The organism is Dyella sp. 2HG41-7 (genome assembly GCF_021390675.1).
In the GTDB taxonomy this organism is placed as follows: domain Bacteria; phylum Pseudomonadota; class Gammaproteobacteria; order Xanthomonadales; family Rhodanobacteraceae; genus Dyella_B.
The window spans coordinates 219,381-244,657 of the sequence record NZ_JAJEJV010000004.1 but is presented as its reverse complement, the minus strand read 5'-3'; the positions used below and the strand labels follow the sequence as shown (position 1 = coordinate 244,657).

At 60.7% G+C, this 25,277-nt stretch carries 21 protein-coding genes; 14 read left to right on the top strand and 7 right to left on the bottom strand.

Annotated features, from left to right (window positions below):
- Positions 1-153 precede the first annotated feature (153 nt).
- Positions 154-969, top strand: coding sequence for a DoxX family membrane protein (locus L0U79_RS02490; RefSeq protein ID WP_233840311.1), 816 nt, complete (start codon positions 154-156; stop codon positions 967-969).
- 56 nt (positions 970-1,025) lie between these two features.
- Here the strand turns inward: L0U79_RS02490 and L0U79_RS02485 are convergent, their stop codons facing one another.
- Positions 1,026-1,565, bottom strand: a complete 540-nt coding sequence (locus tag L0U79_RS02485) for a DNA starvation/stationary phase protection protein (RefSeq protein WP_233840310.1) — start codon at positions 1,563-1,565, stop codon at positions 1,026-1,028.
- 186 nt (positions 1,566-1,751) lie between these two features.
- Here L0U79_RS02485 and L0U79_RS02480 point away from each other — a divergent pair, with 186 nt between their 5' ends.
- The 5 genes from L0U79_RS02480 to L0U79_RS02460 all read left to right on the top strand — a co-directional run bounded on the left by L0U79_RS02480 (position 1,752) and on the right by L0U79_RS02460 (position 11,441).
- Complete coding sequence (locus tag L0U79_RS02480; protein ID WP_233840309.1) at positions 1,752-3,626, top strand: KUP/HAK/KT family potassium transporter; 1,875 nt, start codon at positions 1,752-1,754, stop codon at positions 3,624-3,626.
- 396 nt (positions 3,627-4,022) lie between these two features.
- Complete coding sequence (locus L0U79_RS02475; RefSeq protein WP_233840308.1) at positions 4,023-5,192, top strand: GGDEF domain-containing protein; 1,170 nt, start codon at positions 4,023-4,025, stop codon at positions 5,190-5,192.
- Between the two features lie 292 nt (positions 5,193-5,484).
- Positions 5,485-7,260: a GGDEF domain-containing protein gene (locus L0U79_RS02470; RefSeq protein ID WP_233840307.1), complete on the top strand. Its 1,776-nt coding sequence runs from the start codon at positions 5,485-5,487 to the stop codon at positions 7,258-7,260.
- A 350-nt stretch (positions 7,261-7,610) separates the two neighbouring features.
- Complete coding sequence (locus L0U79_RS02465) at positions 7,611-9,908, top strand: protease pro-enzyme activation domain-containing protein (RefSeq protein WP_233840306.1); 2,298 nt, start codon at positions 7,611-7,613, stop codon at positions 9,906-9,908.
- A gap of 156 nt (positions 9,909-10,064) precedes the next feature.
- Entirely contained in the window at positions 10,065-11,441 is a 1,377-nt protein-coding gene (locus L0U79_RS02460; protein ID WP_233840305.1) for an MFS transporter, read from the top strand.
- On the opposite strand, the gene L0U79_RS02455 is transcribed toward L0U79_RS02460, so the two are convergent.
- A complete protein-coding gene (locus tag L0U79_RS02455; RefSeq protein WP_233840304.1) occupies positions 11,442-12,152 on the bottom strand; it encodes a DUF899 family protein in 711 nt (236 codons plus the stop codon). It abuts the gene before it with no gap.
- Between the two features lie 170 nt (positions 12,153-12,322).
- Here L0U79_RS02455 and L0U79_RS02450 point away from each other — a divergent pair, with 170 nt between their 5' ends.
- Both L0U79_RS02450 and L0U79_RS02445 read left to right on the top strand, forming a co-directional pair.
- Positions 12,323-12,985, top strand: coding sequence for a PadR family transcriptional regulator (locus tag L0U79_RS02450; RefSeq protein WP_233840303.1), 663 nt, complete (start codon positions 12,323-12,325; stop codon positions 12,983-12,985).
- 86 nt (positions 12,986-13,071) lie between these two features.
- Entirely contained in the window at positions 13,072-13,869 is a 798-nt protein-coding gene (locus L0U79_RS02445; RefSeq protein WP_233840302.1) for a siderophore-interacting protein, read from the top strand.
- A gap of 157 nt (positions 13,870-14,026) precedes the next feature.
- Here the strand turns inward: L0U79_RS02445 and L0U79_RS02440 are convergent, their stop codons facing one another.
- Entirely contained in the window at positions 14,027-16,459 is a 2,433-nt protein-coding gene (locus L0U79_RS02440) for a prolyl oligopeptidase family serine peptidase (protein ID WP_233840301.1), read from the bottom strand.
- A 229-nt stretch (positions 16,460-16,688) separates the two neighbouring features.
- Between L0U79_RS02440 and L0U79_RS02435 the strand changes: the two genes are divergently transcribed.
- The 4 genes from L0U79_RS02435 to hemC are packed head-to-tail and all read left to right on the top strand — an operon-like array spanning position 16,689 to position 20,093.
- Positions 16,689-17,354 (top strand): alpha/beta hydrolase-fold protein, encoded by a 666-nt coding sequence (locus L0U79_RS02435; RefSeq protein ID WP_233840300.1) that lies wholly within the window; start codon positions 16,689-16,691, stop codon positions 17,352-17,354.
- A gap of 31 nt (positions 17,355-17,385) precedes the next feature.
- Entirely contained in the window at positions 17,386-18,447 is a 1,062-nt protein-coding gene (locus L0U79_RS02430; RefSeq protein ID WP_233840299.1) for a histidine kinase, read from the top strand.
- Entirely contained in the window at positions 18,428-19,132 is a 705-nt protein-coding gene (locus L0U79_RS02425) for a LytTR family DNA-binding domain-containing protein (protein ID WP_233840298.1), read from the top strand. The genes L0U79_RS02430 and L0U79_RS02425 overlap by 20 nt, the downstream gene beginning before the upstream one ends.
- A 49-nt stretch (positions 19,133-19,181) precedes the next feature.
- Positions 19,182-20,093: a hydroxymethylbilane synthase gene (hemC, locus tag L0U79_RS02420; RefSeq protein ID WP_233843814.1), complete on the top strand. Its 912-nt coding sequence runs from the start codon at positions 19,182-19,184 to the stop codon at positions 20,091-20,093.
- Between the two features lie 98 nt (positions 20,094-20,191).
- On the opposite strand, the gene L0U79_RS02415 is transcribed toward hemC, so the two are convergent.
- Both L0U79_RS02415 and L0U79_RS02410 read right to left on the bottom strand, forming a co-directional pair.
- Positions 20,192-21,004 carry a DUF481 domain-containing protein gene (locus L0U79_RS02415; RefSeq protein ID WP_233840297.1) on the bottom strand — a complete coding sequence of 271 codons (813 nt, stop codon included), beginning with the start codon at positions 21,002-21,004 and terminating at the stop codon, positions 20,192-20,194.
- Positions 21,005-21,103: 99 nt separating this feature from the next.
- Positions 21,104-21,943 carry a hypothetical protein gene (locus L0U79_RS02410; RefSeq protein ID WP_233840296.1) on the bottom strand — a complete coding sequence of 280 codons (840 nt, stop codon included), beginning with the start codon at positions 21,941-21,943 and terminating at the stop codon, positions 21,104-21,106.
- A 155-nt stretch (positions 21,944-22,098) separates the two neighbouring features.
- Here L0U79_RS02410 and L0U79_RS02405 point away from each other — a divergent pair, with 155 nt between their 5' ends.
- Both L0U79_RS02405 and L0U79_RS02400 read left to right on the top strand, forming a co-directional pair.
- Entirely contained in the window at positions 22,099-23,070 is a 972-nt protein-coding gene (locus tag L0U79_RS02405) for a YafY family protein (RefSeq protein ID WP_233843813.1), read from the top strand.
- A 24-nt stretch (positions 23,071-23,094) separates the two neighbouring features.
- On the top strand, positions 23,095-24,045 hold the full coding sequence (locus L0U79_RS02400; protein ID WP_233840295.1) for a patatin-like phospholipase family protein: 951 nt from the start codon (positions 23,095-23,097) through the stop codon (positions 24,043-24,045).
- A 21-nt stretch (positions 24,046-24,066) separates the two neighbouring features.
- Here L0U79_RS02400 and L0U79_RS02395 read toward each other — a convergent pair whose 3' ends face one another.
- Both L0U79_RS02395 and L0U79_RS02390 read right to left on the bottom strand, forming a co-directional pair.
- On the bottom strand, positions 24,067-24,435 hold the full coding sequence (locus tag L0U79_RS02395) for a DUF488 family protein (RefSeq protein ID WP_233840294.1): 369 nt from the start codon (positions 24,433-24,435) through the stop codon (positions 24,067-24,069).
- Between the two features lie 68 nt (positions 24,436-24,503).
- The gene (locus L0U79_RS02390; protein ID WP_233840293.1) at positions 24,504-25,220 is read right to left on the bottom strand and encodes a glycosyltransferase; all 717 of its coding nucleotides are present in this window, start codon (positions 25,218-25,220) and stop codon (positions 24,504-24,506) included.
- Between the last annotated feature and the right edge of the window lie 57 nt (positions 25,221-25,277).

The window sequence follows — 25,277 nt, the reverse complement described above, 5'->3', positions numbered from 1 at the left end:
CGATCCTAACAACGATGCGAGGCCTTAAAACGGGAGAGTTGAGGCGAATTGCGGGCACCCTCGCCAATGGCCTGCTCCCGAATGTCCAAATTGGCTCTTGAACGGCGCTAAGCGGCCGCTTGAATGAGCTATTCGTCACTGCAGGAGGATTGCATGCTTATCGCTGGCGCCGGTCGCGTGGTGTTTGCCTTGGCGTTTGTCGTGCTGGGGTTGCTGAGTATTTTTTCCGGAGACTTCGCCCTTTTATGGCAACCGGTTCCGCCGGATGTTCCGGCGCGCGCCGTGCTCGCCGTGATTTCCGGCGTCATCATGTTCGCGGGCGGTGTCGGCATGCTGATCCCGCGCACGCGCGTACCTGCATCCTTCGTGATGGCGATTTACACCGCGATGTGGTTGTTGCTGTTGCATGTTCCGCACGTGATCGTGGCGCCGTCGCAGGAGGTCAATTGGGGCGCATGCGGTGAAATCGTTACGTTGGTCGCGGCGTGCTGGGTGTTGTACGCACAGAGCGCTACGCCAAACGACAAGCCGTATATCGCCGCGCTTACTGGCCCCAAAGCGATACGTATCGCACGCCTTGCTTTCGGTGTAGCAGTGCCGTTGGTCGGCCTGGAACATCTCATCTATGTCAAAGAAACCGCGGCCATGGTGCCGGCGTGGCTGCCCGATCACACAGGTTGGGCGTATTTCACGGGGATCGCGCATATCGTTGCCGGTTTGGCGATTGCGTTCGATCTGCTGCCGCGTCTGGCCGCTACGTTGGAAGCATTGATGATGGGCGGCTTTACCGTATTCGTGTGGATTCCGATGGTGATGGCGGCGCCTTCGCAACGGTTTACCTGGACGGGCATCATGATCTCGACCGTGTTTACGGCCGCGGGATGGGTCATCGCATCGTCGTATCGCCAGACGCCTTGGCTTTCCTTCAATCGTTCGCGAAATCGCACCGTCGCGCTCGCGACACACTAAGTTGCACGACAGTGAGAGCCGCATTGTGCGGCTCTCTTTTTTTTTGCACGCCGTAGTTAGCCGCCAGAACGACCGGTTTCGAACAAGAACCACACGCGGCGTTCCGCTTCGTCGATCCAATTTTCCAACAAGCTCGCAGTCGCCACGTCGTTATATTCATCGCACAGGTCGTGCGTCCGACGCATGTATTCGGCGAGGCGCGCATTGTCTTCGCGCAATTCGGCCAGCATGTCGGCAGGCGTGACGAAATCGGCGTCGTTGTCGGAAAGCCGTTGATGACGTGCGATATCGCCGATGGAGCGCAAGGTGGTGCCCCCGAGTTTGCGCACGCGTTCGGCGACGGGATCGGTGACGGCGTAGATTTCGTCGGATTGCTCGTCGAGCATCAAGTGATAGTCGCGAAAATGCGGACCGGTCATATGCCAGTGGAAATTCTTGGTTTTCAGATACAGCGCGAACACATCGGCCAGCAAGCTGTTGAGTTCTGCGGAGATGTCGCGACGTGCGTTGTCGCCGAGCGCGCTGGGCGTTTTCAGTGGCGCCTTGCGCAATTGCTTGGCTTTGTCGGCTTTGCCGGCCTTGTTGGCTTTGGCCATGGTGGTGTCTCTCCTTGCGATGGGGTGGTTGAACGAGAGAGGGGCTACAAGCGGGTCTGTCGACCTTAGGCCAGCGCGCCAGCGCAGGCAACTGCTGTCTTGGAAGTATTTCAATGATGCTTCACGATGCTCGTGTCATTTTTCACGGCTAGACTCCCGTGGAACGTAGAGAGGTCAGGACGCGCCATGACGGAAGCTGCCTCGCACTCGTACCAAAAACCCGCGTTGCTGGTAGCGGGCGTGGGCGCCCTTGGCGTGGTGTTCGGCGATATCGGCACCAGCCCGCTGTACACGTTCAAGACCGTGCTGGACATGACGGGCGGACATAACCCCCAGACCATCTATGGCGTGATTTCGCTGCTGATCTGGACGCTGATCGTCGTCACGTCGGTGAAATATGCGGGCTTCGCCATGCGCATCGACAACGATGGCGAAGGCGGCATCCTTGCGTTGATGGCGTTGCTCGGCGTGAAGCGTCGCAAGCGACCGGTGATCGTGGCTGCCGGTTTGTTCGGCGCAGCGCTGATTTACGGTGATGGCGCAATTACACCAGCGATTTCGGTGTTGTCCGCACTAGAAGGTTTGAATATCGCGGCGCCTTCGCTGCAGCATTACGTGTTGCCGTTGACGGTAGCGATACTGCTGGCGTTGTTTGCGTTTCAGCCGATGGGCACCGCCCGTATCGGGCGCATGTTCGGGCCGATTATGGCGCTGTGGTTTATCACCATGGCGTTGTTGGGTGTGTGGGGCATCGCCAAGCATTCGGCAATTTTGTGGGCGCTCAATCCGTATTACGCCTTGCACTATTTGCTCAACAGCGGCGGCGGCGGATTTATGGTGTTGGGCGGCGTGTTTTTGTGCGTCACCGGCGCAGAAGCGCTGTACGCGGATATGGGACATTTCGGTGCGGGCCCGATCAAGCTTGCGTGGTCGACTTTGGTGTTTCCGAGTTTGGTGCTCAACTACGCGGGTCAAGGTGCGATCACGCTGGCGGGCGATGTGACGACCGGAAATATTTTCTATCGGTTGTGTCCGCCTGTGTTGACGTTGCCGCTGATTATTTTGTCAACGATCGCGACCATCATCGCCAGTCAGTCGATCATCACCGGCGCGTTTTCGATGACGCGACAAGCGATACAACTAGGCTGGATGCCGCGCCTGAAAATCTCGCAAACCTCGCAAGAGGGCTACGGGCAGATTTATGTCGGCGCGGTGAATTGGCTGCTGATGCTAGTGACCATCGGTTTGGCCGTGGGCTTTCGCAAGTCCGACAATCTCGCCGCCGCTTACGGCATTGCGGTATCGGCCACGATGTTGATGACCACCGCATTGTTGTTTATCGCGATGCGCGAAATCTGGAAGTGGCATATCGCCGCGAGCGCGGCGGTGGCAGGCACCTTCTTTATCGTGGATGCATCGTTCTTCGCGTCGAACATGATGAAGTTGTTCGACGGCGGCTACGTGCCGTTGCTGCTTGCCGCACTGGTGTATCTGGTGATGTACATCTGGCATCGCGGCGTGGTGGCGATCGCGTTGCGTTCCGGTGAAGATCCGATTCCCGTGGATGTGTTTCTCGACGATCTTGTGCGCCTAGGTGTTGCGCGCGTGCCCGGCACGGCTGTGTTTCTCACGCGCGCCAAAGCGACCACGCCGCCGGTGATGCAGTGGTATGTCAAACACAGCAAGGCGCTGCATAAGCGCGTGCTAGCGGTAACATTGGAAATCGCCTCAACCCCCTGGATTCCAGCCAAAAACCGCTTGGCCCTGTCCGAGATAGGACCCAACTTTTGGTCGGTGACGGCGACGTACGGCTTTATGGAGCGGCCGGATATGCCGGCCTTGATGGCGCAAATCGCCATGCACGGGTGCCCCATTCATCCTAACGAACTGACCTATTTTGTCGGCTTGGAAAAAATTGTCGCGCGCGACGACGGTCGCGGCCTTCCGCGCTGGATACGCACCGTGTTCATGATGCTGCTGCGCAACTGCGCTCGCGTAACCGACTACTTGCGCATCCCGGCGAACCAAGTGGTGGATATCGGTCGCTTGATTTCAATCTGAACGGACGCGTCGCACGGCTTGATTCCATAGCGAATTCGCGCATGCGACCTCGTATTTCGGCCGCTTTTTCAGCCGAAAAGCTACGCTCCGCATACTGGCGCAAGCACACGCACATGCGCTAGTCATTCATTCACAAACCTAAACGACGCGCGTCGCGCTTCGTCTCATTCGCATTGCCGCGACTCCCGATTCGCGAGCTTATATGCCGCGTACGGGGTGGCACGGTCTTTGCCTCGTCCTTAACTCCAAGGGCGGCCGAACATACGCGTTTATTTAGCGCGGATATGCGCGTGCCGATGATGTAAACCATCGTTTGTTAAGAGGCAGCAGTTATGTGGGCGGGCATCAAACGCTGATGTATACCGGATCGATCCCGTTCTACGCGGAGGTCTCCCGGTGCAGTTGAACACCGAGACACTCGCACTGATCAACGGCGGCCAGGCTTTGGTACTGGCGCTGATGCTTTGGTTCGGCACCAGCAATGGCAGCAATCAGGCGGTCAAAGGCCTGCGCCTGCGCGCTGGGGCGTTGCTGTTGGAGGCCGGCGGCGATTTTCTGCTGGCGTTTGGCACGCAGCTTTCGCCGCTCCTCGTCGTGTTGTTCGGAAACACGCTCAATCTTACTGCGCAGGCGTTGACGATCGTGGCGTTGCGCATGGTGTTGAATCGTCGGCTGCGTTGGCGAGAGGCGATCGCGCTTGGCGCCGCGGCATGGATCGGCGTGACCTACTTGAGCATCGGACACCCAGATTACACGCTACGCGTGTTGTGGGGTTCTTCCATTCTGGTCTGCAACTCGCTGCTCAACATCGCCGCGTTGTGGGGCGGATGCGGCAAGCGCGACACGCGCGCGCAGTGCCTGTTGCTGTGGACGTATTGGTTGGCGATCGCCTTGCTGGTGTGGCGCAACATGTCGTTGCTGATGTTGAGCACGCCGCTGCAAAGCATCCTGGCGCCGTCGTATGTGAATGTTATTTACCTGTTTTTGGTGGGTTTGCAGCCGCTGCTGGCGAGCGTGGGCTTTCTGCTGCTGTACAACGAAATCCTGCAGCGCGAGCTGTTCGATCTGGCGCGCATCGATCCGCTGACCGGCGTGATCAATCGCTTAGGTCTGGTGGAAGCTTCCGCCGTGATGCTTGCCAAAGCGCGTTTGAAAAAGGAATCGATCGGCGTGCTGTTGATCGACGCGGATCATTTCAAAAGCATCAACGACCGTTTCGGCCATGACGACGGCGACCGCGTATTGCTGGAACTGGTCGCTAATATCCGGCGCATGCTTCGCGCCAGCGATCTGGTGGGGCGCGTGGGTGGCGAAGAGTTTTTGGTGCTGTCGCCTTCCGTCAAAGAGGCCGACTTGCTGGCGCTGGCCGAACGCATCCGCTCCGCGATCGAACGCGCGCCGTTCCGTATCGCCAACGAATCTTATTCGCTGACCGTGTCCATCGGCGCGGCCCTTGCCGATACGGACGAACTGGACATGATGGCGGTGCGCCGCCGGGCCGATGCCGCGCTTTACGAAGCCAAGCACGCGGGCCGCAATTGCGTAAGGATCTCCAGCGGCAGCTGACCGATGGTGGACGGCGCGCCAACCACGTTCGAAGGGAGCGGCGTCCTGGCGCGGCTGTGTTCATGGTGCGCAAAGGACGCCGATTTATCATGGCGGGGCAGCGACGGCCTTCAGTTTTTACCCGGGCTGCCGATACCTATGGCCGGGCGTCCATCCGCTATGTCGCGACGGCCTGATTCAATGATTTCTCAGCCAACGTTCCACCACGATTCCAGAGCGCCGCGTTGCATGCGCCGCGATACCGGGATTGTCGTCGGAGCCGCCTAGCGGCTGTTGGCAGGACTGGATACCGATGCAACTTCAAGCACAGCTAAGAGTAGGCGCAGCCTTGCTGCTGGCTGTTGCTGCCGGTATTTCGACGTATGTGTTCGTGGGATACGCGCAAGCCTATGAGCAGAGCTCCAGCAATCTACGCGTGCTTACCTCGTTCGATCAGGTGTTGAAGGCAGGCAATGCGCTGTCCGCCGAACGCGCGCCGACAAATATTCTGCTCAGCCTGGATCGCAGCGACGGACAAACCTACGCCATCACACGGTCGCAAGTGATCGCCGCGCGCCAACGCACCGATGCGGCGCTCGATCAACTCGACCGGCTGGCCCGTGAAAGCATGCCTGCCGGCGCCGAGAGCACGCAAATCGCGCAGACGCAGGCGAGCCTGGCGCAGGCGCGCAGCAAGGTCGACGCGTTGAGCCAGCATGCGCCGTTCGAACGCTCGCCGCAGGATCTGCAATCTGCGATCGACACGATGATCGCCGCGCGCACGGAACTCGATCCGGTGATCAACGATCTTTATCGCGAAGCCATCCAGCGCGCGCCCGACCAGGTCGGCATCATGCAGATGGCGCGCATCTTGAGCGATCTGCGCGAGTACGGCGGCCGTATCGGTTCGATGTTGGTCGTTCCATTGTCCACGCCGGAACCGATCAGCCCCGAGCGACGTCTAGCGATTGCGACGCTGCGCGGGCGCATCATCGAATTGCACGGCTTGATGCCCGATCGTGTGGAGGCGGGCGAACGGCAGTCGAGTTCGATCGAGCAGTTGCGTACGCACGTCGAACAGCAGTTCTTCGGCCATACGCTTGGATTGATCGATACGCTGGTCGACCGCTCCGGCACGGATTACGGCATGCGCGCCGCCGCGTTCACCAGCCAGGTGCTGCCCGACTTGATGAGCTTGGAAAAGCTCGAAGCGTTGTTTATGCAGCGCGCCATGCTGCAAGTGAGCCAGGTGAAGCACGAAGACGGCCGGCAGATGGTGATAGTCGCTGCCTGTCTGCTGCTGTTCTTTCTATTCCTTGCGTTTATGTTGCGCACTACGGAAAACCTGATCGTTCGTCCGTTGCTGCTAGCGAAGAACGAAATCGTGAAACTCGCCAACGGCGACCTTCGCCGTGCGCAACGCGCAGGCAACAGCGTAGAGGCCCGCGCGCTGCACGACGCCATCGACGCGTTGCGACGCCAGCATGTGCACAGCATGCATCTCGCTATCGAGCGCGACGAATTGAGCAAGGCGCTGCGTACGCAAGCGCATACCGACGCGCTGACCGGCTTGTTGAATCGTCACGCACTGGAAGAGATTACGGGCGATCTGGCGGCCGAGCCGGTGCGCCTGTCCAAAGGCCGGGGCTTGATCCTGATCGACGTGGATTTTTTCAAGCCCATCAACGATGCGTACGGACACGTCATTGGTGACCTGGTGTTGCGCGAAGTGGCAAGCCGCATCAAGCGTTTGGTGGAAGACCCGCATATGGCGTTTCGCTATGGCGGCGAAGAATTCGCCGTGCTGACGAACGGTCTGACGCGCATCGAACTGTGGAAGCTTGCGGAAAACATACGACAAGCCATTTCCGGCGAAGAAATTACGGCGCCGGACGTCACCGCATTGACGGTCACGGCAAGCTTCGGCATCGCCAAAGGAGACGCCGCGGTGCTTACATGGCTGGATCTGCTGAACACGGCGGATGCCGCGCTGTATCAGGCCAAAGCGCGAGGACGAAACCAACTCGTCGCCGCGCCGAGCGCGGACGATGAGACGTCGCGAACGCGCCATAGTCCAATTGGAACTTAAGCATTTTCTTATCTTTAGTTGCGCCTAGTTGAACCGCCAAATGTGAATCCGCGCAGCGCAACAAGGAAAGTGTAAATCAGGTGTAACACCTAATTTTCGCAGAGCACTGGACGTGCCCATCGGTCAGGCGCACCATCGAAAACCCGCGAATTATCAGGGGATGTTCGTGTGGTTAAAGCCAAGTCAACGCGACCGCAGCCTTCGTGGCTGTGTCGGGCCCACTCGGCGGTCCGATGACTTTTCGTTCGCACGTTTTCCAGGGAGGTAATTTCGACGAATGCATGGTGTGGCTGATCGTTCCATCACAGGGGGACTCGCTTTTTTCATCTAGCCTTTAGGGAGAAAAAGACGTGAAAACCGAGCATGTGATGATTGCGTTGTCGATTGCGCTCGCATTCGCAACGCTACCTTCGATTACCCAAGCTTCCTCATCCAATCCGGCGCTTGCCGGACTCAATACAGCCGAAGCGCCGCGCGTTAACCAAGCCGTAGATAACCGCGTTGTTTCGTCGCTGAGCAATACCCACCTAGCCTTTCTTTCCCATGCAACGGCCGCGGGCAACGTGGACGATGCAATGCCCATGAACCATATGCAATTGATTCTGCGCCGCAGCGACCAGCGCGCGTCGGCGGCAGAATCGTTGATCGCGCAGCAGCACGATCCGTCGTCCGCCAAATTCCATCAGTGGCTGTCGCCCGAAGAAGTGGGCAGCACGTTCGGCGTGCACGATGCCGATATCGCCGCGGTGAAATCGTGGTTGACCTCGCAAGGGTTCACGGTCAACGGCGTGTATCCGAACAAGATGCAGATCGACTTCAGCGGCACAGCAGGCCAGGTGCGCCAGGCCTTTCACACGCAAGAAAGCCGCTTTGTCGTCAATCATGTAACGCATGTCGCCAATGCGGGCGACATCAGCGTTCCGACAGCATTGCGCGAAGTCATCGTCGGTGTTGCCGGCCTCAACGACTTCCATCCGCAGCCGTTGAACAAGACGCCGCAGGTGACGCAGTTCGATCGCAGCAAGGGCAAGTTTATGCTCAAGCAGACCACCGCAACGACACCGGGTCATCCAGCGGCGGTGAATTTCGTCGGCGGCGCACGCGGTTTGGTGCCGTATGACATGCAGACGATCTACAACACCAGCAGCTTGTACGCCAGCGGCCTGACGGGTGCGGGCATCAATATCGCGGTGGTTGAAGATCAAGATATGGATGTGAGCGATTGGCCCAACTTCGTCGCTCAGTTTGGACTTGGCGGTTACGGCGGAACGTTTACGCAATTCCAGCCACAACTGACGCCGTCGACGGGCAACTGCACCGACCCAGGTGGCAACGATCCATTCTCGGAAAGCATCGAGACGGTGCTGGATTCGGAATACTCCACCGCAATGGCGCCCGGCGCGAACATCTGGGTGGCGACGTGTTCGGATTCCAACTCCACCAACTTCTTCGGTGGCGTGTTTGCCGCGGCGGACAATCTGATCAACAACACGAACGCCGCCGGCCGTCCGAACATCATCAGCGCGAGTTACGGCTACGGTGAAGGATTCACCGACGCGGCCAGCAAGACCGCGATCGACCTGATGTGGGCGCAGGCGGATCTGGAAGGCATTTCGGTGTTTATTTCCAGCGGCGATTCCGGCTCGAACCCGAGCTATAACGGCAGCATCATCAATGGCGTGGGCGTGGATGCGAATTCGTTTGCCACCTCCTCCAACGATACGGCGGTCGGCGGCACGGATACGGCCGATGTGCTCGATGGCACGACCAGCAAGTACTTCAGCAGCACGCTCAACAGCGTGTACGGTTCGGCGTTGTCGTATGTGCCGGAATTAACGTGGAATCAATCGTGCGGCAATACGCTTGCAGCAACCAAGCTGGTGCACACGACGGCCTTGCAGTTCTGCAAGAACGCGTTGATCTACGATCCGTACGGCTACTACGTCACCTCCGAAAGCGGTAGCGGCGGTCCGTCGTCGGTGGATGCCAAACCCTCATGGCAACGTATCGTGCACGGAGCGGCGAAGGATCAGTCGCGCGATCTGCCGGACGTCTCGCTGTTTGCCGGTTCGTATGGCGGTTATTCGTGGGTGATTCTGTGCACCGGCTACTATCCGTGCGCACCGAACTTCACGACGCCGACCGTATTGGAAGGCGGCACGTCGTTGTCGTCGCCGATGATGGCGGGTATTCAGGCTTTGATCGATCAGGGCTTGGCCAGCGATGGCTTGTCCGCCAATCAAGGCAATGCTGCGCCGACGTTCTATGAGTTGGCCAGAAACGAATACGGCGGCGCAACCGGTAACCCACCGGGCTCATTGGCCGCATGCAATTCCAACAACGGTCCAACCGGCAACAGCAAGTGTGTGTTCCGCAACATCACCGAGGGCGGCAATTCCACACAGTGCATCCAGATCGCCGCGTTCTCGCAAGTCACGCCTGATTGCTACTTCTACGGCACCATTCAGAACTTCGAACAGTTCTACGGTCCGACGCTGGTTGGTCTGACGGCCACCAGTACGACGAAGTACAACAGCACCACGGCCGCGTATGCCGCACAAGCCGGTTGGAGTTTCGCCAACGGCCTCGGCTCGGTAAACGCCGGCAATCTGCTTACCGCATGGAAAAAGTTCGTGAACGCACCGTAATTGTCGCGATTCACTTTACCACTGGCCCCTGGCGACTCGTTCGCCGGGGGCTTTTTTCGGCTTGTGTTTGCAAAAAGCGGATAGTTCGCCCGCCAGCGAAACGTTCATGCTGCGCATATCATAAGGTTTCGATACCGCCCGCCTTTATCGCATCGCATGGATCAACGTACCGTTCGACAACGTATTTCGCGCGTCACCATCGCTGCCAGTTTCGGTTTTGCGTTGGTGCAACTGGACGTCAGCATCGTCAATATCGCGCTGCCGCGCATCGCCACGGATTTGCATGCGGGCGTCGCCGGCCTGCAATGGGTGGTGGATGCGTACACGCTCGCGTTCGCGGTGCTGTTGTTGAGCATGGGTTTTCTTGGCGATCGATTGGGCGCGCGCAAGGTGTATCTGGCGGGCATGCTGTTGTTTGCGCTGTCGTCGATCCTTTGCGGTTTTTCGGTGGATGCCGTCATGTTGATCGTCGGGCGCATGCTGCAAGGCGTTGGCGCGGCGGCGATGCTGCCCTGCTCGCTGGCTTTGCTTAGTCACGCAACAGCGCACGAACATGCGTTACGCGCACGCGCTATCGGTTGGTGGACCGCCGCCGGCAGCATCACGATTGCCGCGGGCCCGCTGATCGGCGGCTTGTTGATGAGCGTCACGACCTGGCGCAGCATTTTTTTCGTCAACGTGCCAATCTGCATCCTGGGTGCATGGCTGACGTTGCGCGTTCCGGAAACGGAGCGCGAGGTTCGCGGTAAGCATTTCGATCTGCGCGGACAGATTCTCGCCGTGCTTGCGCTGACCGCATTAACCATAACCGTGATCGAAGCGAAGCCCTTGGGATGGACACATCCTTGGGTGTTGGCGTGCATCGCGACGACGTTGCTGGCCGTGCCGTTGTTTATATGGCAGGAGTCGCGTTGCCCGTCGCCGATGTTGCCGCTGCGATTTTTTAGAGCGCCAGGTTTCAGCGCAGCGGTGATTTACGGCGTGATTGTGAATCTCACGTATTACGGCATCGTGTTCTTGCTTAGCCTTTATCTGCAGCGCGTGCATGGTTACACCGCGTTGCAGACCGGATTGGCGTATTTGCCTTTGACCGCGACGTTTTTCGGCGTGAACATTTTTAGCGGTTGGCTGGTGGGCCGCGCCGGTGCGAAGTTGCCGATGGTGTTGGGTGCGTTGATCGACGCATTCGGTTTTTCGTTGTTTCTGTTGCTGGGCGCGCAAAGTCCTTATTTGTTGATGCTGCCTGCGTTTGCCTTGCTTCCCTGCGGCATGGGGCTTGGCGTACCGGCGATGACCACCACGGTGCTTTCCGCCGTGGAAAAACAAGCATCGGGGACCGCATCGGGCGTGCTCAACGCGGCGCGGCAGGCGGCTGGCGCAATCGGTGTTGCGTTGTTCGGTGCGCTGGCCGGCGACAGCAATGCGTGGATCGTGCGCGGCTTGCACGATTCCGCTTGGATCTCGGTGATCTTGTTGCTGATCGCGGCAGCCGTGGCCTTCCGTGGCGCGGCTGCGCGAAAGCAAACGCGATAATTACGCGGGATATTCCAGCTTCGGATACCAATTCGTTCCGCGGCCTTCCGGCGTCAAATCCAGGACCGTCCAGATCGGCATCGGGTCGGGCGCGCCGCGCGGGTCCTGGCCGGGGTCCGCCGTGGCAGTACCCATTTCACCGCTCCAGAACAGGCGAATTTTTCCGTCGCGACGCGTGAAAACGTTGATCTCGGGGATGTCGCTGCCGTCGTCGGCGATGGCGTGGTAGTCGCGGCTGAAGTTGCCGTTGAGGTCGCTATACAACTTGAGATAGCGCCAGTGGCGTTCGCGCTTGAACGCAACGAGGCGCTCGATCGGCGAGCGTGCGATCACGGCGAGCGCGATGCGCTGCTGCATGTCGTTCGCTTCGCCTTCCCACGCGCTGAGCATCGAGGTGCACATCGGACAGGGGCGTTCGCGTTGCGGGCCGAACATATAGCTGTAGACGACCAGCGTCTGCTTGTCGCCGAACAGACCGGCGAAATCGGTCGGGCCGTGTTCGCCTTCGAAACGGTAGTCGCCGATCACCTCGCCACCGGGCGGTAGTGCGCGGCGCAGTTCGGCGACGCGTTCGATATGGCGGCGCAGTTCGATTTCCTCGCGCAGCAGTTCATCGCGCGCTCGGCGGTATTCCGGGCTTTCGTTGATTTGGCTGGCGCCGTTGCGCTTCACCAGCTCGGCGGCGGGGACGAGGGTGGGGGCTTGCGTCATGGTTGAGCTCCTGTGGAAAGGCTTGCCGTACCCTAATGACGAACCGGCGGGCGGCGAATCGACATATCCGCGGCCCGCCTGGAAACCGCGTCTTGCCTGGAGCCTGTTGCAATTCGATAGAGTTTAGATATATCGTTTCTTTCAGGATTTCGATATATCGGAGTTATATCATGCACAGGCATTTCCTGTTCCATCGCTTTATGCAGCGCCATCACGGCGGCTGCGGAGGCTGGGGCGACGTCGGCGGGTTCGACGACGAGGTTTACGTTTTTCACGGCCGGCGCGGCCGGCACGGATCGTTCGGCGGCGGCGATTTCGGCGACTGGGACAGCATGCAAGGCGGCGGTCGACGCGGCGGCGGGCGCATCCTCGGCCACGGCGATCTGAAGCTGTTGCTGCTGGCGCTGATCGAACAGCAGCCGCGTCACGGTTACGAATTGATCCGCACGATCGAAGAGATGTTCCACGGTCACTACTCGCCGAGCCCCGGCGCCGTGTACCCCACGCTCACTATGCTGGAAGAACTCGGCCACGCATCGGTGCAAAGCGAAGAAGGCGGACGCAAGTTGTACGCGATCACCGACCAAGGCCGCGAATTTCTCAACGCCAATCGCGTCGCCGTGGATGCAATGACCGAACGCACGCGCCACAGCGCGCGTTTAATCGCCAAGCTTTCGTTGCCGATGGGCGTACGCAAGGCGATGCACGCGCTCAAGCATGCCGTGCTGATGCGCGGCGCGGACTGGAACAAGGTCGAAGCGCAACGCGTTGCGGCAATTCTCGAACGCGCCGCCGCCGAGATCGCCACCGGCCGCCAGGACGAAACTCAGTAAGGCTTGCAAGACCACGCTGCGTGCAAAGAACGCAACGCCGGATTCGCCGGCGTTGCGAGTCCCTTTCTCTTTGACAAAAAGCGCCCATGACTCGACACGAACACCGTATGGCTCGGCACCAGCTCGCATTGCGTACGCTGGAAGTACTCAACGCCAGACGCATGACGCCGCATATGCAGCGGATCACCTTGAAAGGTGAACAACTGCGCGGATTTGTCAGCGGATCGCCCGACGATCACGTGAAGTTGCTGTTCCCTAACTCGCAAGGCGATTTGGTGTTTCCCACCTTGGGACCCAACGGCCCCGAATTTCCGGCCGACGCCGAACCTTCGCCCATGCGCGACTACACGCCGCGCGAGCACGATGCCGAACGCAACGAACTGGTGATCGATTTCGTATTGCATGGCGACGGACCAGCATCGACCTGGGCGGAGCAAGCGACGCCCGGACAACGTATCGGCGTAGGCGGCCCGCGCGGTTCGTTTATCGTCGCCAACGATTTCGATCACTACGTGCTGATCGGCGACGAAACCGCCCTGCCGGCGATCGCGCGGCGGCTGGATGAAATGCATGCCGAGGCGCATGTCATAGCGCTGGTTGAGATTCCGGAAAAAGCCGACCGTTTGCCGCTGGGTTCGCAATCGGACTTCGATGTGACATGGCTGGAACGCGACGGCGCTGATGCGAGCCGCAGCGAGTTATTGGAAACCGCGCTGCGCGAATTGCCTGCGTTGCCGGGCGATACGTTTTATTGGATCGCGGCCGAATCGCGGCGCGCGCGCATGATGCGTCGTTATTTGGTGGAAGAGCGCGGCATTTCGAAGGATTGGGTTCGCGCCACTGGTTATTGGAAAGCCAATGGCAGCAGCGACGACGAGGATTAATGACCTCCGTTAGCCCCTACGAAGCCGAACGTCATTCCGGCGAAGGCCGGAATCCAGTGAAATACGTCGTGCGCAGCACACGGCATAAAAAAGAGTGCTTCGCACGGGTTACTTAACTGGATTCCGGCCTTCGCCGGAATGACGAGCGCATTACGGGTTATTGTGAATTCGACGGCTTCACCCACGTCTCAAACAATTCATCGATACGACGATATTCGTCGTACCACGAATCGGCATGCTCGAATTCGTGGCGCTCCAGCGGATACAACGAGATCCAGAAATTCTTTTTGTGCAGTTCGATAAAGCGCTGATACAAACGGATCGAATCGCTGGCCAGCACGTTGTCGTCGATCAGGCCGTGATTAATCTGCAACGGATCGCGCAGATTTTCGGCGTAGGTGATCGGCGAGCTGATCTTGTACGCCTCCGGATCGATCTGCGGATCGTTGAGGATGCCGGCGGTATACGAGTCGTTGTACGTCACCCAATCGGCCGGCGGACGCTGCGCCGAGCCGGCCGCGAATTCGCCTGGCGCGCGTAACAGCGCCATCTCGGTCATAAAGCCGCCGTAACTGCCGCCGTAGATGCCCACGCGTTTCGCATCGACGCCGTGGTTTTTCACCAGCCACGCTTTGCCGTCGAGCAAGTCTTCCAATTCCGGATGACCCATCTGGCGGTAGATCGCCGTGCGCCACGCTGCGCCATAACCTTGCGATGCGCGGTAATCCATATCGAGCACGACGTAGCCTTGCTGCACCAGCAAGTTGTTGAACAGCTGCTCGTGCTGGTAATACGTGGCCGATTCCGACACATCTTGCAGATAGCCGGCGCCATGGACGAACAACACAGCGGGGCGCGATGCAGGCGCATCGGTTTCATTCGCAGGGCCGTAGTATTTGGCGTAGATCACGCCCGCACCGTGCGACGAAGGTACTTGCACGATCTTGGGCGCAATCCATTTATAGGCGGTGAAAGCCGGCTTCATGGTGTGGGTGAGTTCGCGCGGCGTACCACCGCCAGCGTTTTGCACGGCGAGTTGCGGCAGCACGTAAGCCGATGAATGAAGCACGGCGAGTTGTTTGTCGTCCGGCGACAACACGAATTGGTCCATGCCGCCGTATTGGGTGATGCGCGCCAGTTCGCCGCCGGTGGCGGATACGCGATAGACGTCATAGCTGTACGGCGCGACTTGGTTCGCGCGCACATAGAACGACTTGCCGTCGTTGGAGAGCTGCGGATTGCTGACCTCGAACTTGCCGGACGTCAACGCTTTCTGACTGCCATCCAAGGGTTTTACATATAAATGCGAGTAACCGCTTTCTTCGCTGAGATAAAACAGCGTGCGGTTGTCTTTGAGCCAGCCGAAATCGTTGTAGGCCCAATTGACCCATGCATCGTTGTGCAAGCGGTTCTGCGCGACCAGCGCGTGATGCGCGAAGTCGACGGTGGCGATCCACCGGTCTTTGTTATCGACCGATAAGAATTCCAACGCGGCATTTCGGCCGTCTTCGCTCCACACGACACCGGCGGTGCCGCTATCCATGGTGTAAAGCGTTACGGGACGCACATCCGGCGCTTTCAAGGCTTTCGCTTCGTCGTCATTGCCGGCTTTCTGCAGGGCGGCGATGGTCTTTGCGCGAATGCTTTTGAGCGGATCGTCTTTGATGCCCGGCAAGTTGTCGGTAGCAAGCGAATACGATTTGTGTGCATCAAGATCGAGCAGCTTCACCGATTGCGGCGCGGCGCTGTTGCGACCGACATACGTGCGCGCCGGCTCGTCTTCGGTGTAGCCGGAGTCGGTAACGAAATGGATAACGTTGGGCGCTTTGCCGTCGTCGTGATGCGCTTCCTGCGTGACGACCAGCATCCATCGGCCGTCGGGCGACAGCTCGGTATCGACGAGCTGCGTTTTGTCGCCGAGATAGAACGGTTGCGGCGCGCGCGAAGGATCGGCGGCGGCCAGCGCTTGATCGTTGGCGTGAACGGCGTCTTTGTCTTCTTTGTTTTCACGCAGCGCTTTGAACAGGTCCAGTTGCTGCTGGCCGAGCGTATCGGGTTTCTTGGCTTGCGGATCGTCAGAGAATTTCAATATCGCGGCGGGCGAGGTGACGCCGCTGTCAATGTCGTAGACGAACCAATTGTTGGTTTCGCGAAATTGCAGCGAACGACCGTCGGCAGAAAAGCGCGGCGAGGATTCCGGCTGCGCGCTACGCGTTACTTGCGTGCGACGCCCGTTGCTCAGGTCTTGCAGAAAGACATCGCCGTGGAAGATGTAGGCGGCATGGCGATGCGCGCGATCGAACACGGCGGGCCCTTCCGCGTGCGTCATAGCAGTTGGATCGAGCTTGGTGCTTTTTCCGCTCGCCGGGTCGACGCGATACAGATCCCGCACCGGGCTGCCATCGCGTTTGAGCTGGTAGTAGAGGCTGCTGCCGTCGGCGCTCCAATACGGGTTCTCCACCGCCTGGCCCATCCAGTCCGGGTTGGCCATGATGGTTTCCAGATCGAGCTTCGGCGCCCCCGAGTCGGTCTGCGCGGCCACGGGCAGCACGGTGAGGGCGATGAGGCCGGCGAGCAGCAGTCGGCGCATGGGCGAAGCTCCGTGATCGAAAGCCGATCAGGATAGCCAAGTGCGCGACGCTGACAAGCGCCAAGGGTCCCGTTTTATTTGAGGTGTGTGGACGCTAGGCTCGTCGGCTTGCTATGACGGCGACGTCGGGTAAGTGGCGATATTGAACGCCCCATTCGACCGCATCGACACCGCGCTTCAACGAAGCGGCTGTTACGATGCCGCTTCGATTCCCCCGATTTGATGCCTCATGAGCCTGCTTCCTGTTGTCGAAAGCGAAACGGCCGCCCATCCCCTGTACAGCGTCATCTGGCTGCACGGCCTGGGCGCGGACGGCAACGACTTCGCGCCGATCGTGCCGGAGCTGGTGTCGCCGGATTGGCCGGCGATCCGCTTTGTGTTTCCGCATGCGCCGATGCGCGCGGTCACGATCAACAACGGCATGACGATGCGTGCGTGGTACGACATCTACGGGTTCGATCTGGTGGCGCAGCAAGACGAAGTCGGCATGCGCGAATCCATCGCGCAGGTGGAAGCGTTGATCGCACGCGAGCAGGAGCGCGGCGTGCCGAGCGAACGCATTCTGCTGGCGGGTTTTTCGCAGGGCGGCGCGATTGCGCTGGCCGCCGGCTTGCGTCATCCGAAGAAACTCGCGGGCATCATCGCGTTGTCCACGTACTTGCCGATGGCCGGTTTGCTGGCGGCCGAGCGCAATGCCATCAATGGGAACGTGCCGATTTTCTGGGGACACGGCACGTTCGATCCGGTGGTGATCCTTCAGCGCGGTGTTGATTCGCGCATCGCCCTCGAAGCGCTCGGGTACAAGGTCGACTGGCACACCTATCCGATGCCGCATTCGGTTTGCCCGGACGAAATTGCGGATCTGCGCCGGTGGATCGGCGAAAGGGTGCGCTGAAAGGCTTAACGAGTGCGTGCATACTGCGCGCATGCCGCAATCCAACGCCAAGCCGCCCGCTTCGCCACGCAGCCCGTTGCCGGACTTTTGCAGCCTGCCGGTGATTTCGGCATTGCTGGTGGTCGGCGCGTTGTGCGTGACCTTGGCGTGGCTGGCGCCGCAAAGCACGCGCGGATGGCGCGGCTACAGCGTCGGCATGTTGTTTGTGGAATGGGTGGCCATGGTGATGGGCGTGGCCTTGTGCAAGCTGCGTCCGTGGTTGCTTCGATTGCCGGGCTTGCTGCCTTACGCGGGCGTGTGGCTGGTGATGGTGTTGATCGTGGTGTTGGGCAGCATCCTTGCGCAGGGCATGGATGGCATGTTGCAGATGCAGCTCGTATCTCACAGCTCATTCGCGTTCGTGCGCGACAACGCGGTGATCGCCGCGCTGCTTGGCGCGGCGATGCTGCGATATTTCTATGTATTGGCCGAATGGCAGGCGCGCTTGGCTGCCGCCGCGCATGCCAAAGTGGAAGCGCTGCAGGCGCGCATTCGTCCGCATTTTCTGTTCAACAGCATGAATACGGTGGCGGCGCTGGTGCGCGTGGATCCGGCCGCGGCGGAACGCACGGTGGAAAATCTTTCCGAACTGTTCCGCGCCGCACTGGGGCATGACGATACGCACGCCGGCACGCTGGGCGACGAGCTGCAATTGGTGGATCGCTACTTGGCGATTGAGCAGTTGCGGCTCGGCGAACGATTGCGCGTAAGGCGAGAACTCGACGACTTGCCGATGGACGCCGCGATGCCGCGCCTGCTGCTGCAACCGCTGGTCGAAAACGCGGTGCGTCACGGCGTTCAGCCGCTGCGCGAAGGCGGAGAAATCGTGTTACGCGGCATGCGCCACGGTTCGACGATGCGCATTGAGGTCGACAATCCGCTCGCCGACAATCCCGCGACGCGCGGCAGCGGCCATGGCTTGAACAACGTGCGTCAACGCGTCGCTTATCACTACGGACCGCGCGCAAACGTCGAGGCGGGACCTGCGAATGGACGTTTTGTGGTGACTTTGCATCTGCCGGTCGAGGCGCGCCATGCGCATATTGATCGTTGACGACGAGCCGCTGGCGCGCGCACGCCTCGATGCGCTGCTGAAAGAATGCGGCGACGTGGACGTGGTGGGCAGCGTGGGCGACGGCGAAGCGGCCTTGGCGGCACTGGCGGACACCAATCCGGATTTGCTGCTGCTGGATATCAATATGCCGGGCCTGGACGGCAAAGCGCTGGCGGCGAAACTTGCCCATCGCGCGCGTCCGCAGATCGTGTTTTGCACGGCGTACGAGGCGCATGCGGTGCACGCGTTCGAATTGGGCGCGACCGATTACTTGCTCAAACCAGTGGGCGTGGAACGCCTGCGCGATGCGCTCAAGCGCGTGCGCCAACGGCTGGAGTCGCAACCGCGCGAACCGGCCGGCTGGTTGCATGCGCGCGTGCGGGGCGAGCCGGTACGCATGGCCTTGGACGAAGTGATCTACCTGCTGGCGGAAGAGAAGTACGTGGTGGCGCATCGCGCGGGCGATCAGTTGCTGCTCGACGAATCGCTGCGCCAGTTGGAAGAAACGTATCCGGACCGTCTGATCCGCCTGCATCGCAACTGCCTGGTGCCGGCGCACCGGCTGGTCGGCCTGAAGACGCTCGCCGACGGTCGCGTGCTCGCGCGGCTGACGGGCACCGACTTCAGCCCGGAAGTGAGCCGCCGCAATCTGCCAGCCGTGCGCAAACTGCTGCGCATGGGTTGACGGCTGAGCGACAATAGCCGTAGTCGCCGTTTTCGGAGCCGTCATGCCGCTGTCGCTTCTCCGCATCGCCACCCGCAAAAGCGCGCTCGCCCTGTGGCAGGCCGAGCACGTCGCCAGCCTGTTGCGCGCCGCGCATCCGGGCTTGCGCGTGGACTTGGTTCCGCTCAGCACGCGCGGCGACGAGATTCTGGACAAACCGCTGGCGACGATCGGCGGCAAGGGTCTGTTCCTCAAGGAACTCGAAGTGGCGATGCTGGAAAACGGCGCCGACCTCGCCGTGCATTCGCTCAAAGACGTACCCGCGGAACTGGAACCCGGCTTCACCCTGCCTGCCATTCTTCCGCGCGCGGATGCTGCCGACGCGTTCATCAGCAACGACTTCGCCGATCTGACCGCGCTGCCGCACGGTGCGCGCGTGGGCACGTCGTCGTTGCGCCGGCAAGCGCAATTGCGCGCGGTGCGGCCCGATCTGAGCTTGCTCGATCTGCGCGGCAATGTCGGCACGCGTTTGCAGAAACTCGATGCGGGACATTACGAGGCGATCCTGTTGGCGTGCGCCGGTCTCGAACGACTTGGCCTGCACGAACGCATTCGCAGCCGACTCGCCGCACCTGCGTGGTTGCCCGCACCAGGTCAGGCGGCGATTGCGATCGAAGCGCGCGCCGACCGCGCCGACGTGCTGGAAATGCTCGCGGTGTTGGACGACGCGGAAACACGCTTGGCCGTGACCGCCGAGCGCGCGATGAATCACGTCTTGGGCGGCAGCTGCACTGTGCCGGTCGGCGCGTGGTGCACGGTCACCGAGCACGGTTTACATTTGCGCGGCATGGTGGGCGATGTGCCGAGCGGTCGTCTGCTGCTGGCCGAAGCCGAAGGCAGCAGCGCCGATGCGGTGAAACTCGGCGACGAGGTGGCGCAGGCGTTGTTTGCGCAAGGCGCCGCCGATTTCCTGGATCGTTGAGGCATCGACCTCAACGCGCGCGATAACGCATCAAAAAGAAAACCCTTCCGCGTTTGCGCGCGGAAGGGTTTGATGTGCGATGAACGCGCAGCGTGCGATCAGAGGTTGTAGACGAGGTTCGTCGTCGTCAACGTGTCGGTGCGGCGGATGCCCGGCAACACGTTGCTGTTGTGGCGGACCTGGAAGCCGATCTTGATCGCGAACTTCTTGGTCATGCTGACCGCAAGGCCCGCGTCGTTCTGCAGGTACGTGTTCTTGGTGCCCGATTCCATCAGGAACGTTTCGTCGAACGCGGTGTTGTCGGTGATGCGGTATTTGTAGTTCACCAAGCCGCGCGCCACCACCTGGCTTTGACGCGGTTCCTTCAGCGGCACTTCCACGCCGTTGACGGTTTGCGTGCCGGTGGCCGGCTGGTATTCGGTGTAACCGGGACCGATTTCGAACGAGAGCTGGGTGCGGTCGGTTTTCAGCGCCATGTAGCCGTAGCCGATGGAGACCGTGCCCTGCCAGCGATAGGCGGCGAAGTCGTCATGGTCGTAGCGGCCCGCGGTCACGATGTAGCTGCGCGGGTCGAGCTTGTAGCCGGCCGACGCGCCGAAGTCGTAGCGGTTGGCGGTGGTGTCGAATTGTTTTTCGGAATTGCCCTGGGCATCGACCACGGTGACCTGACCCTTGGAGCGCAGCGCGTCCAGGAAGAAGCTGTTCTTCCAGCGGTCGGTTTCCTGGTTCAGGGTCAGCTTCGCGTTGACGTTCTGCGAGCGGGAGTTGCCCGTCGTGGAAGCGAAGCCGACTTCACCCGAACCCGTCCATTCGCCGGTGCTGGTCTGAGTACCGGAGGACGTGTCCTGGGCCTGGGCGGTGAAGGTGGCGAGCGCGGCAAGCGCCACGCCGGTCATCAGCAGGTTTTTCATCGCTGGATCGTCCAATGTTAAAAAGCTGTTGGGGATTGCCCACTTTAGCGGGGCGGCTTGAATCCTTTGTGAATATTTAGACCGATCTTAGTGGCCAGTTCAGGGCAATTCGGTCTCAGGGGCCGCAAGACGCGCATCACGGAAGCGAGTCAGGGCGAAGTCGTAGAGCCAAAGTTCCATGCTTTTGCCGAGCACGTAGGCCCCTGCCGCGCATGGGGCGAGCCAACGCCCGCCGGGCAACACCGGAACCAGCAACAGGCTGAGGCAGGGCACCGCGCAAATCAGCGCGGCGGCCAGGAATCGGCGCAGTTGCAGGCCTTTTGGACGGGGTAGCGGGCTAGCGCCACGCAGCGATTGCCAGCCGACGCCGTCCACCAACCCCAGCAGCATGGCCATCAGCAGCAAACCGATGGCCCAGGGCCAGGGCTCAGCCATCGCGCTGGTGAGGTCGGTCTGAAAGGCGAGGCAAACCCACAGCCACAAGCCGCCGCCGTACCACGCGGACAAGAGGCGGCTGACAGGAAGTTGCGCTGCGACGCCGGCCTGAGCGGCCAGCCGTCGCGTGCGGTAGCCATAGGCGCTGGTGATCAGGCAGGAAAGGCTGCACAGAACCAGGGTCATGCTGACCAGCCGCATCGTCCAGAAATTTTCGTCGCCCCGCACCAGGCCGCCCAACGCCAGCATGGGGAAATACGTGGCTAGCGCCAGCAAGGCCTCCCGCGTGGGGCGTTGCGTTCGTCCAATCTGCCAGCCGTGCCATTCGGACATCACGCGCAAGCGCAGGCAGGCCGCTAACAGGCCGGCGCTGACGAAAACGCAGCCCAGTGCCAACGGCACCAAGGCGTCGCCCCGGCCGGAGCTGTAAAGGCCCAGGGCCAACGCCAGGCCAAGCAGCATCCACAGGCCATAGCCGCACAGGGCTAGAACCTCCAGAAGCATCGGCGCCAGGCCCGCGGACGGGGTTTCCAGGTCGCCATTGACCGTGTGTGAAGGAGTTGGGGGCATCACCATGTGGACCGGGGAAAGTCCAACGACGCTTGCGGGCGTCACGTAGCATGCTCATGCTACACAAATCCCCGCTGCTGAACGTTGACATGGATCGCTACGAGCGCATTCTCACGCTGCACCGTCTGTTGAAATCGGCGCACTACCCCGTGCCCCTGCCCCGGCTGATGGACGAGCTTGAATGCTCGCGCGCCACGCTTTACCGCGATATCGCCTTTCTACGCGATGCGCTGGGCGCGCCCATCGAAAGCGCCGGCGGCGAACACGCGGCCTTCCGCTACGAAGCCGCCGAAGGTCAACGCTTCGAGTTGCCGGGCCTGTGGCTCACCTCGGACGAACTGGCCGCCTTGCTGGCGCTGAACGAATTGATCGGCCGAAGCGGCCCGGGCGTCTTGGCTGGCGCGTTGGCGCCGTTCAAAGCGCGCATCGAACATCTGCTTTCTGATCGCGGCAGCGGCAAAGCGTTGCCGGTGGAACGCATTCGCGTGATTCCGTGGGGCGAACGCAAACTCGATCAGCAAGTGTTTCGCATTACCGCCGGCGCGGTGCTGGATCGAAAACAGCTGCGTTTTCTTTATCGCGCGCGTACGACCAACAACGAAAGCAAACGCACGGTGTCGCCGCAACGGCTTACGCACTATCGCGACAATTGGTATCTGGATGCGTGGGATCACGACCGCGAAGCGCTGCGCAGTTTTGCGGTGGATCGCATCGTCGAACCGCATACGTTGGAAGCGGCCGCCAACGATGTGGCGGAAAACGATCTCAACGAATTGCTGGCGTCGAGCTACGGCATTTTCGCCGGCAAGCCGAAAGCGTGGGCGACGATTCGCTTTTCTTCGCACGCCGCGCGTTGGGTCGCCGACGAACATTGGCATTCGCAACAGAAGGGCACGTGGCTGCCCGATGGCCGCTACGAATTGCAACTGCCCTATTCCAATTCACGCGAATTGCTGATGGATGTGTTGAAGTACGGACCCGATGCGGAAATCGTCGCACCGCTGCCTTTGCGAGAAGAGATGAAAATCATGCTGCAGCTGGCCCTTGGCGGTTATCAATGAGTCGGCCTTTGGGTACGTAACGCAATGCCCGCCACACCTTCCACCGATCTTGCATCGGGCGCCGAAAACGAAGACACGCCACGCAAACCCCGGATTGCGCTGGCGCTCGGTGCTGGCGGTGCGAAAGGTTTGGCGCATGTCGGCGCGATCGAAGAACTCGAAGCGCAAGGTTTCGAGATCGTCGCGATCGCCGGTTGTTCGATGGGCGCCTTGATCGGCGGCATTCACGCGGCGGGCAAGTTGGCGATCTATCGCGATTGGGTTTGTTCGCTGGACAAATTCGATGTGCTGAAATTGGTGGATTGGTCGTTTTCGTTCGCCGGCGGCGGGTTTATCAAGGGCGAGAAAATCATCGGCACCATGCTCGACATCATCGGCGACGTGAATATCGAGGCGTTGCCAATCGCGTTCACCGCCGTCGCCACCGATATCGAGCGCGAACGCGAGGTCTGGCTGACGCGCGGTTCGCTGTTCGATGCGATTCGCGCGTCGATCGCCATCCCGACGCTGTTCCGGCCGCACGTGGTCGACGGGCGCGTGCTGGTGGACGGTGCGCTGCTTAATCCCGTGCCCGTGACGCCGCTGATCCGCGAATCGGCCGATTACGTGATCGCGGTGAGCATCGATGGCCCCGCCGAAACAGTTCAACCGGTGGAGATATCCGCAGGGGACGCCAAGCCCAAAGGTGGCATCGGGCGCTTGATCGGGCGCCTGCTACCCGGCAATGAACTGAAGTCCGCGATCATGAACAAACCGAGCGAACCGGGGGCGCTGGAGTTGCTCGGGCAATCGATGGATTTGATGCAGGCGAATCTGTCTCGCCTTCGTTTGGCGGCGTATCAACCGGATCTGCTGGTGCAGTTGGCGCGTAATGTGTCGAGCGCTTACGAGTTCTATCGCGCGAAGGAATTGATCGAGCTGGGGCGGGAAAAGACGCGTGAGGCGTTGGAGTCGTGGCATCCGGCTTCGCGCTAGGAGCTGTTCAGGGACGCGCCGTCAACGCAAATCGTTCGCCTTCATCCAGCTGTCCAGATACGCCTTCAGCGCGACAGCCTGATTGTGTTCCTCGTCCTTCGCACCATAGACCAGCGTTACGCGGTGCCGTTCAGCACGGGTGACCAGCGGTTGCCAGAACGACTTGTGCGCATCGAGCTCGCTGGCGTAGCGATGGCGGAATCCTTCCCAGTGCGCAGCATCGTGATTGAACCATTTGCGCAACGCCGTGCTGGGCGCCAGATCGCGAGCCCATACGTCGAGCGCCGCATCTTCTTTCGTGAGGCCGCGCGGCCACACGCGATCTACCAGCACGCGATACCCATCCGTTTTGGCGGCGGGCTCGTAGACACGTTTGATGGCGATGCTCACGGACGGCCTCCCAAAGCGCTGCGTCCATCAAGCATACGCCTCGGTTATTCAAACGATGTGATCGCTATCTAAACTTCTTCGATCTGCGTGACCTTGGCGCGGCGCATAAGCCACGCGACGCCGCGCAAATCGGCGATACCCACCCACAAGCGGTCGAGCATGCCGTATTTCGACGTACCGGCGGTGCGCGGGCGATGCCCCACCGGCACGCTTTCGCTGCGGAAACCGGCGCGTTTCACCAGCGCGGGAAGATAGCGGTGCATGTGATCGAAATACGGCAAGCGCAGAAACACGTCGCGTTCGAAAAGCTTGAGGCCGCAACCGGTGTCGGGCGTGTTATCGCGCAGCATGCGCGAGCGCACCGCGTTGGCGATCTTGGACGAGATGCGCTTGTTGAAGCTGTCGCGGCGCGTGGTGCGCCAGCCGGCGAAGAGTTTCACGCCCGCTTCGGCTTTGTCGCGCGCGGCGAGCAGCTTGGGGATATCGGCCGGATCGTTCTGGCCGTCGCCATCGAGCGTGGCGACCCACGGCGATTGCGCCGCGCGCACGCCGTTCCATACCGCGGTGCTTTGTCCGCTGCGCGACACGTGGTGCAGCACGCGCAATTCCGGATAGCTCGCTTTCTGCGCCTGCAAGACCGCGCGGCTGTCGTCGCTGGAATCGTCGTCGACGTAGACGATTTCGAAATCGAGCTTGCCGCGCAAGGCAGCGGCGATTTCAGCGAGCAGCGGCGGAATGTTGTCGCGTTCGTTGAAGACGGGCACGACGACGGAGAGTTGCGGCATGGACGGAGCCTTGTAATGCAAATGTTTGTTTTAAGCCCTCTCCCCCGTAAACAAAAT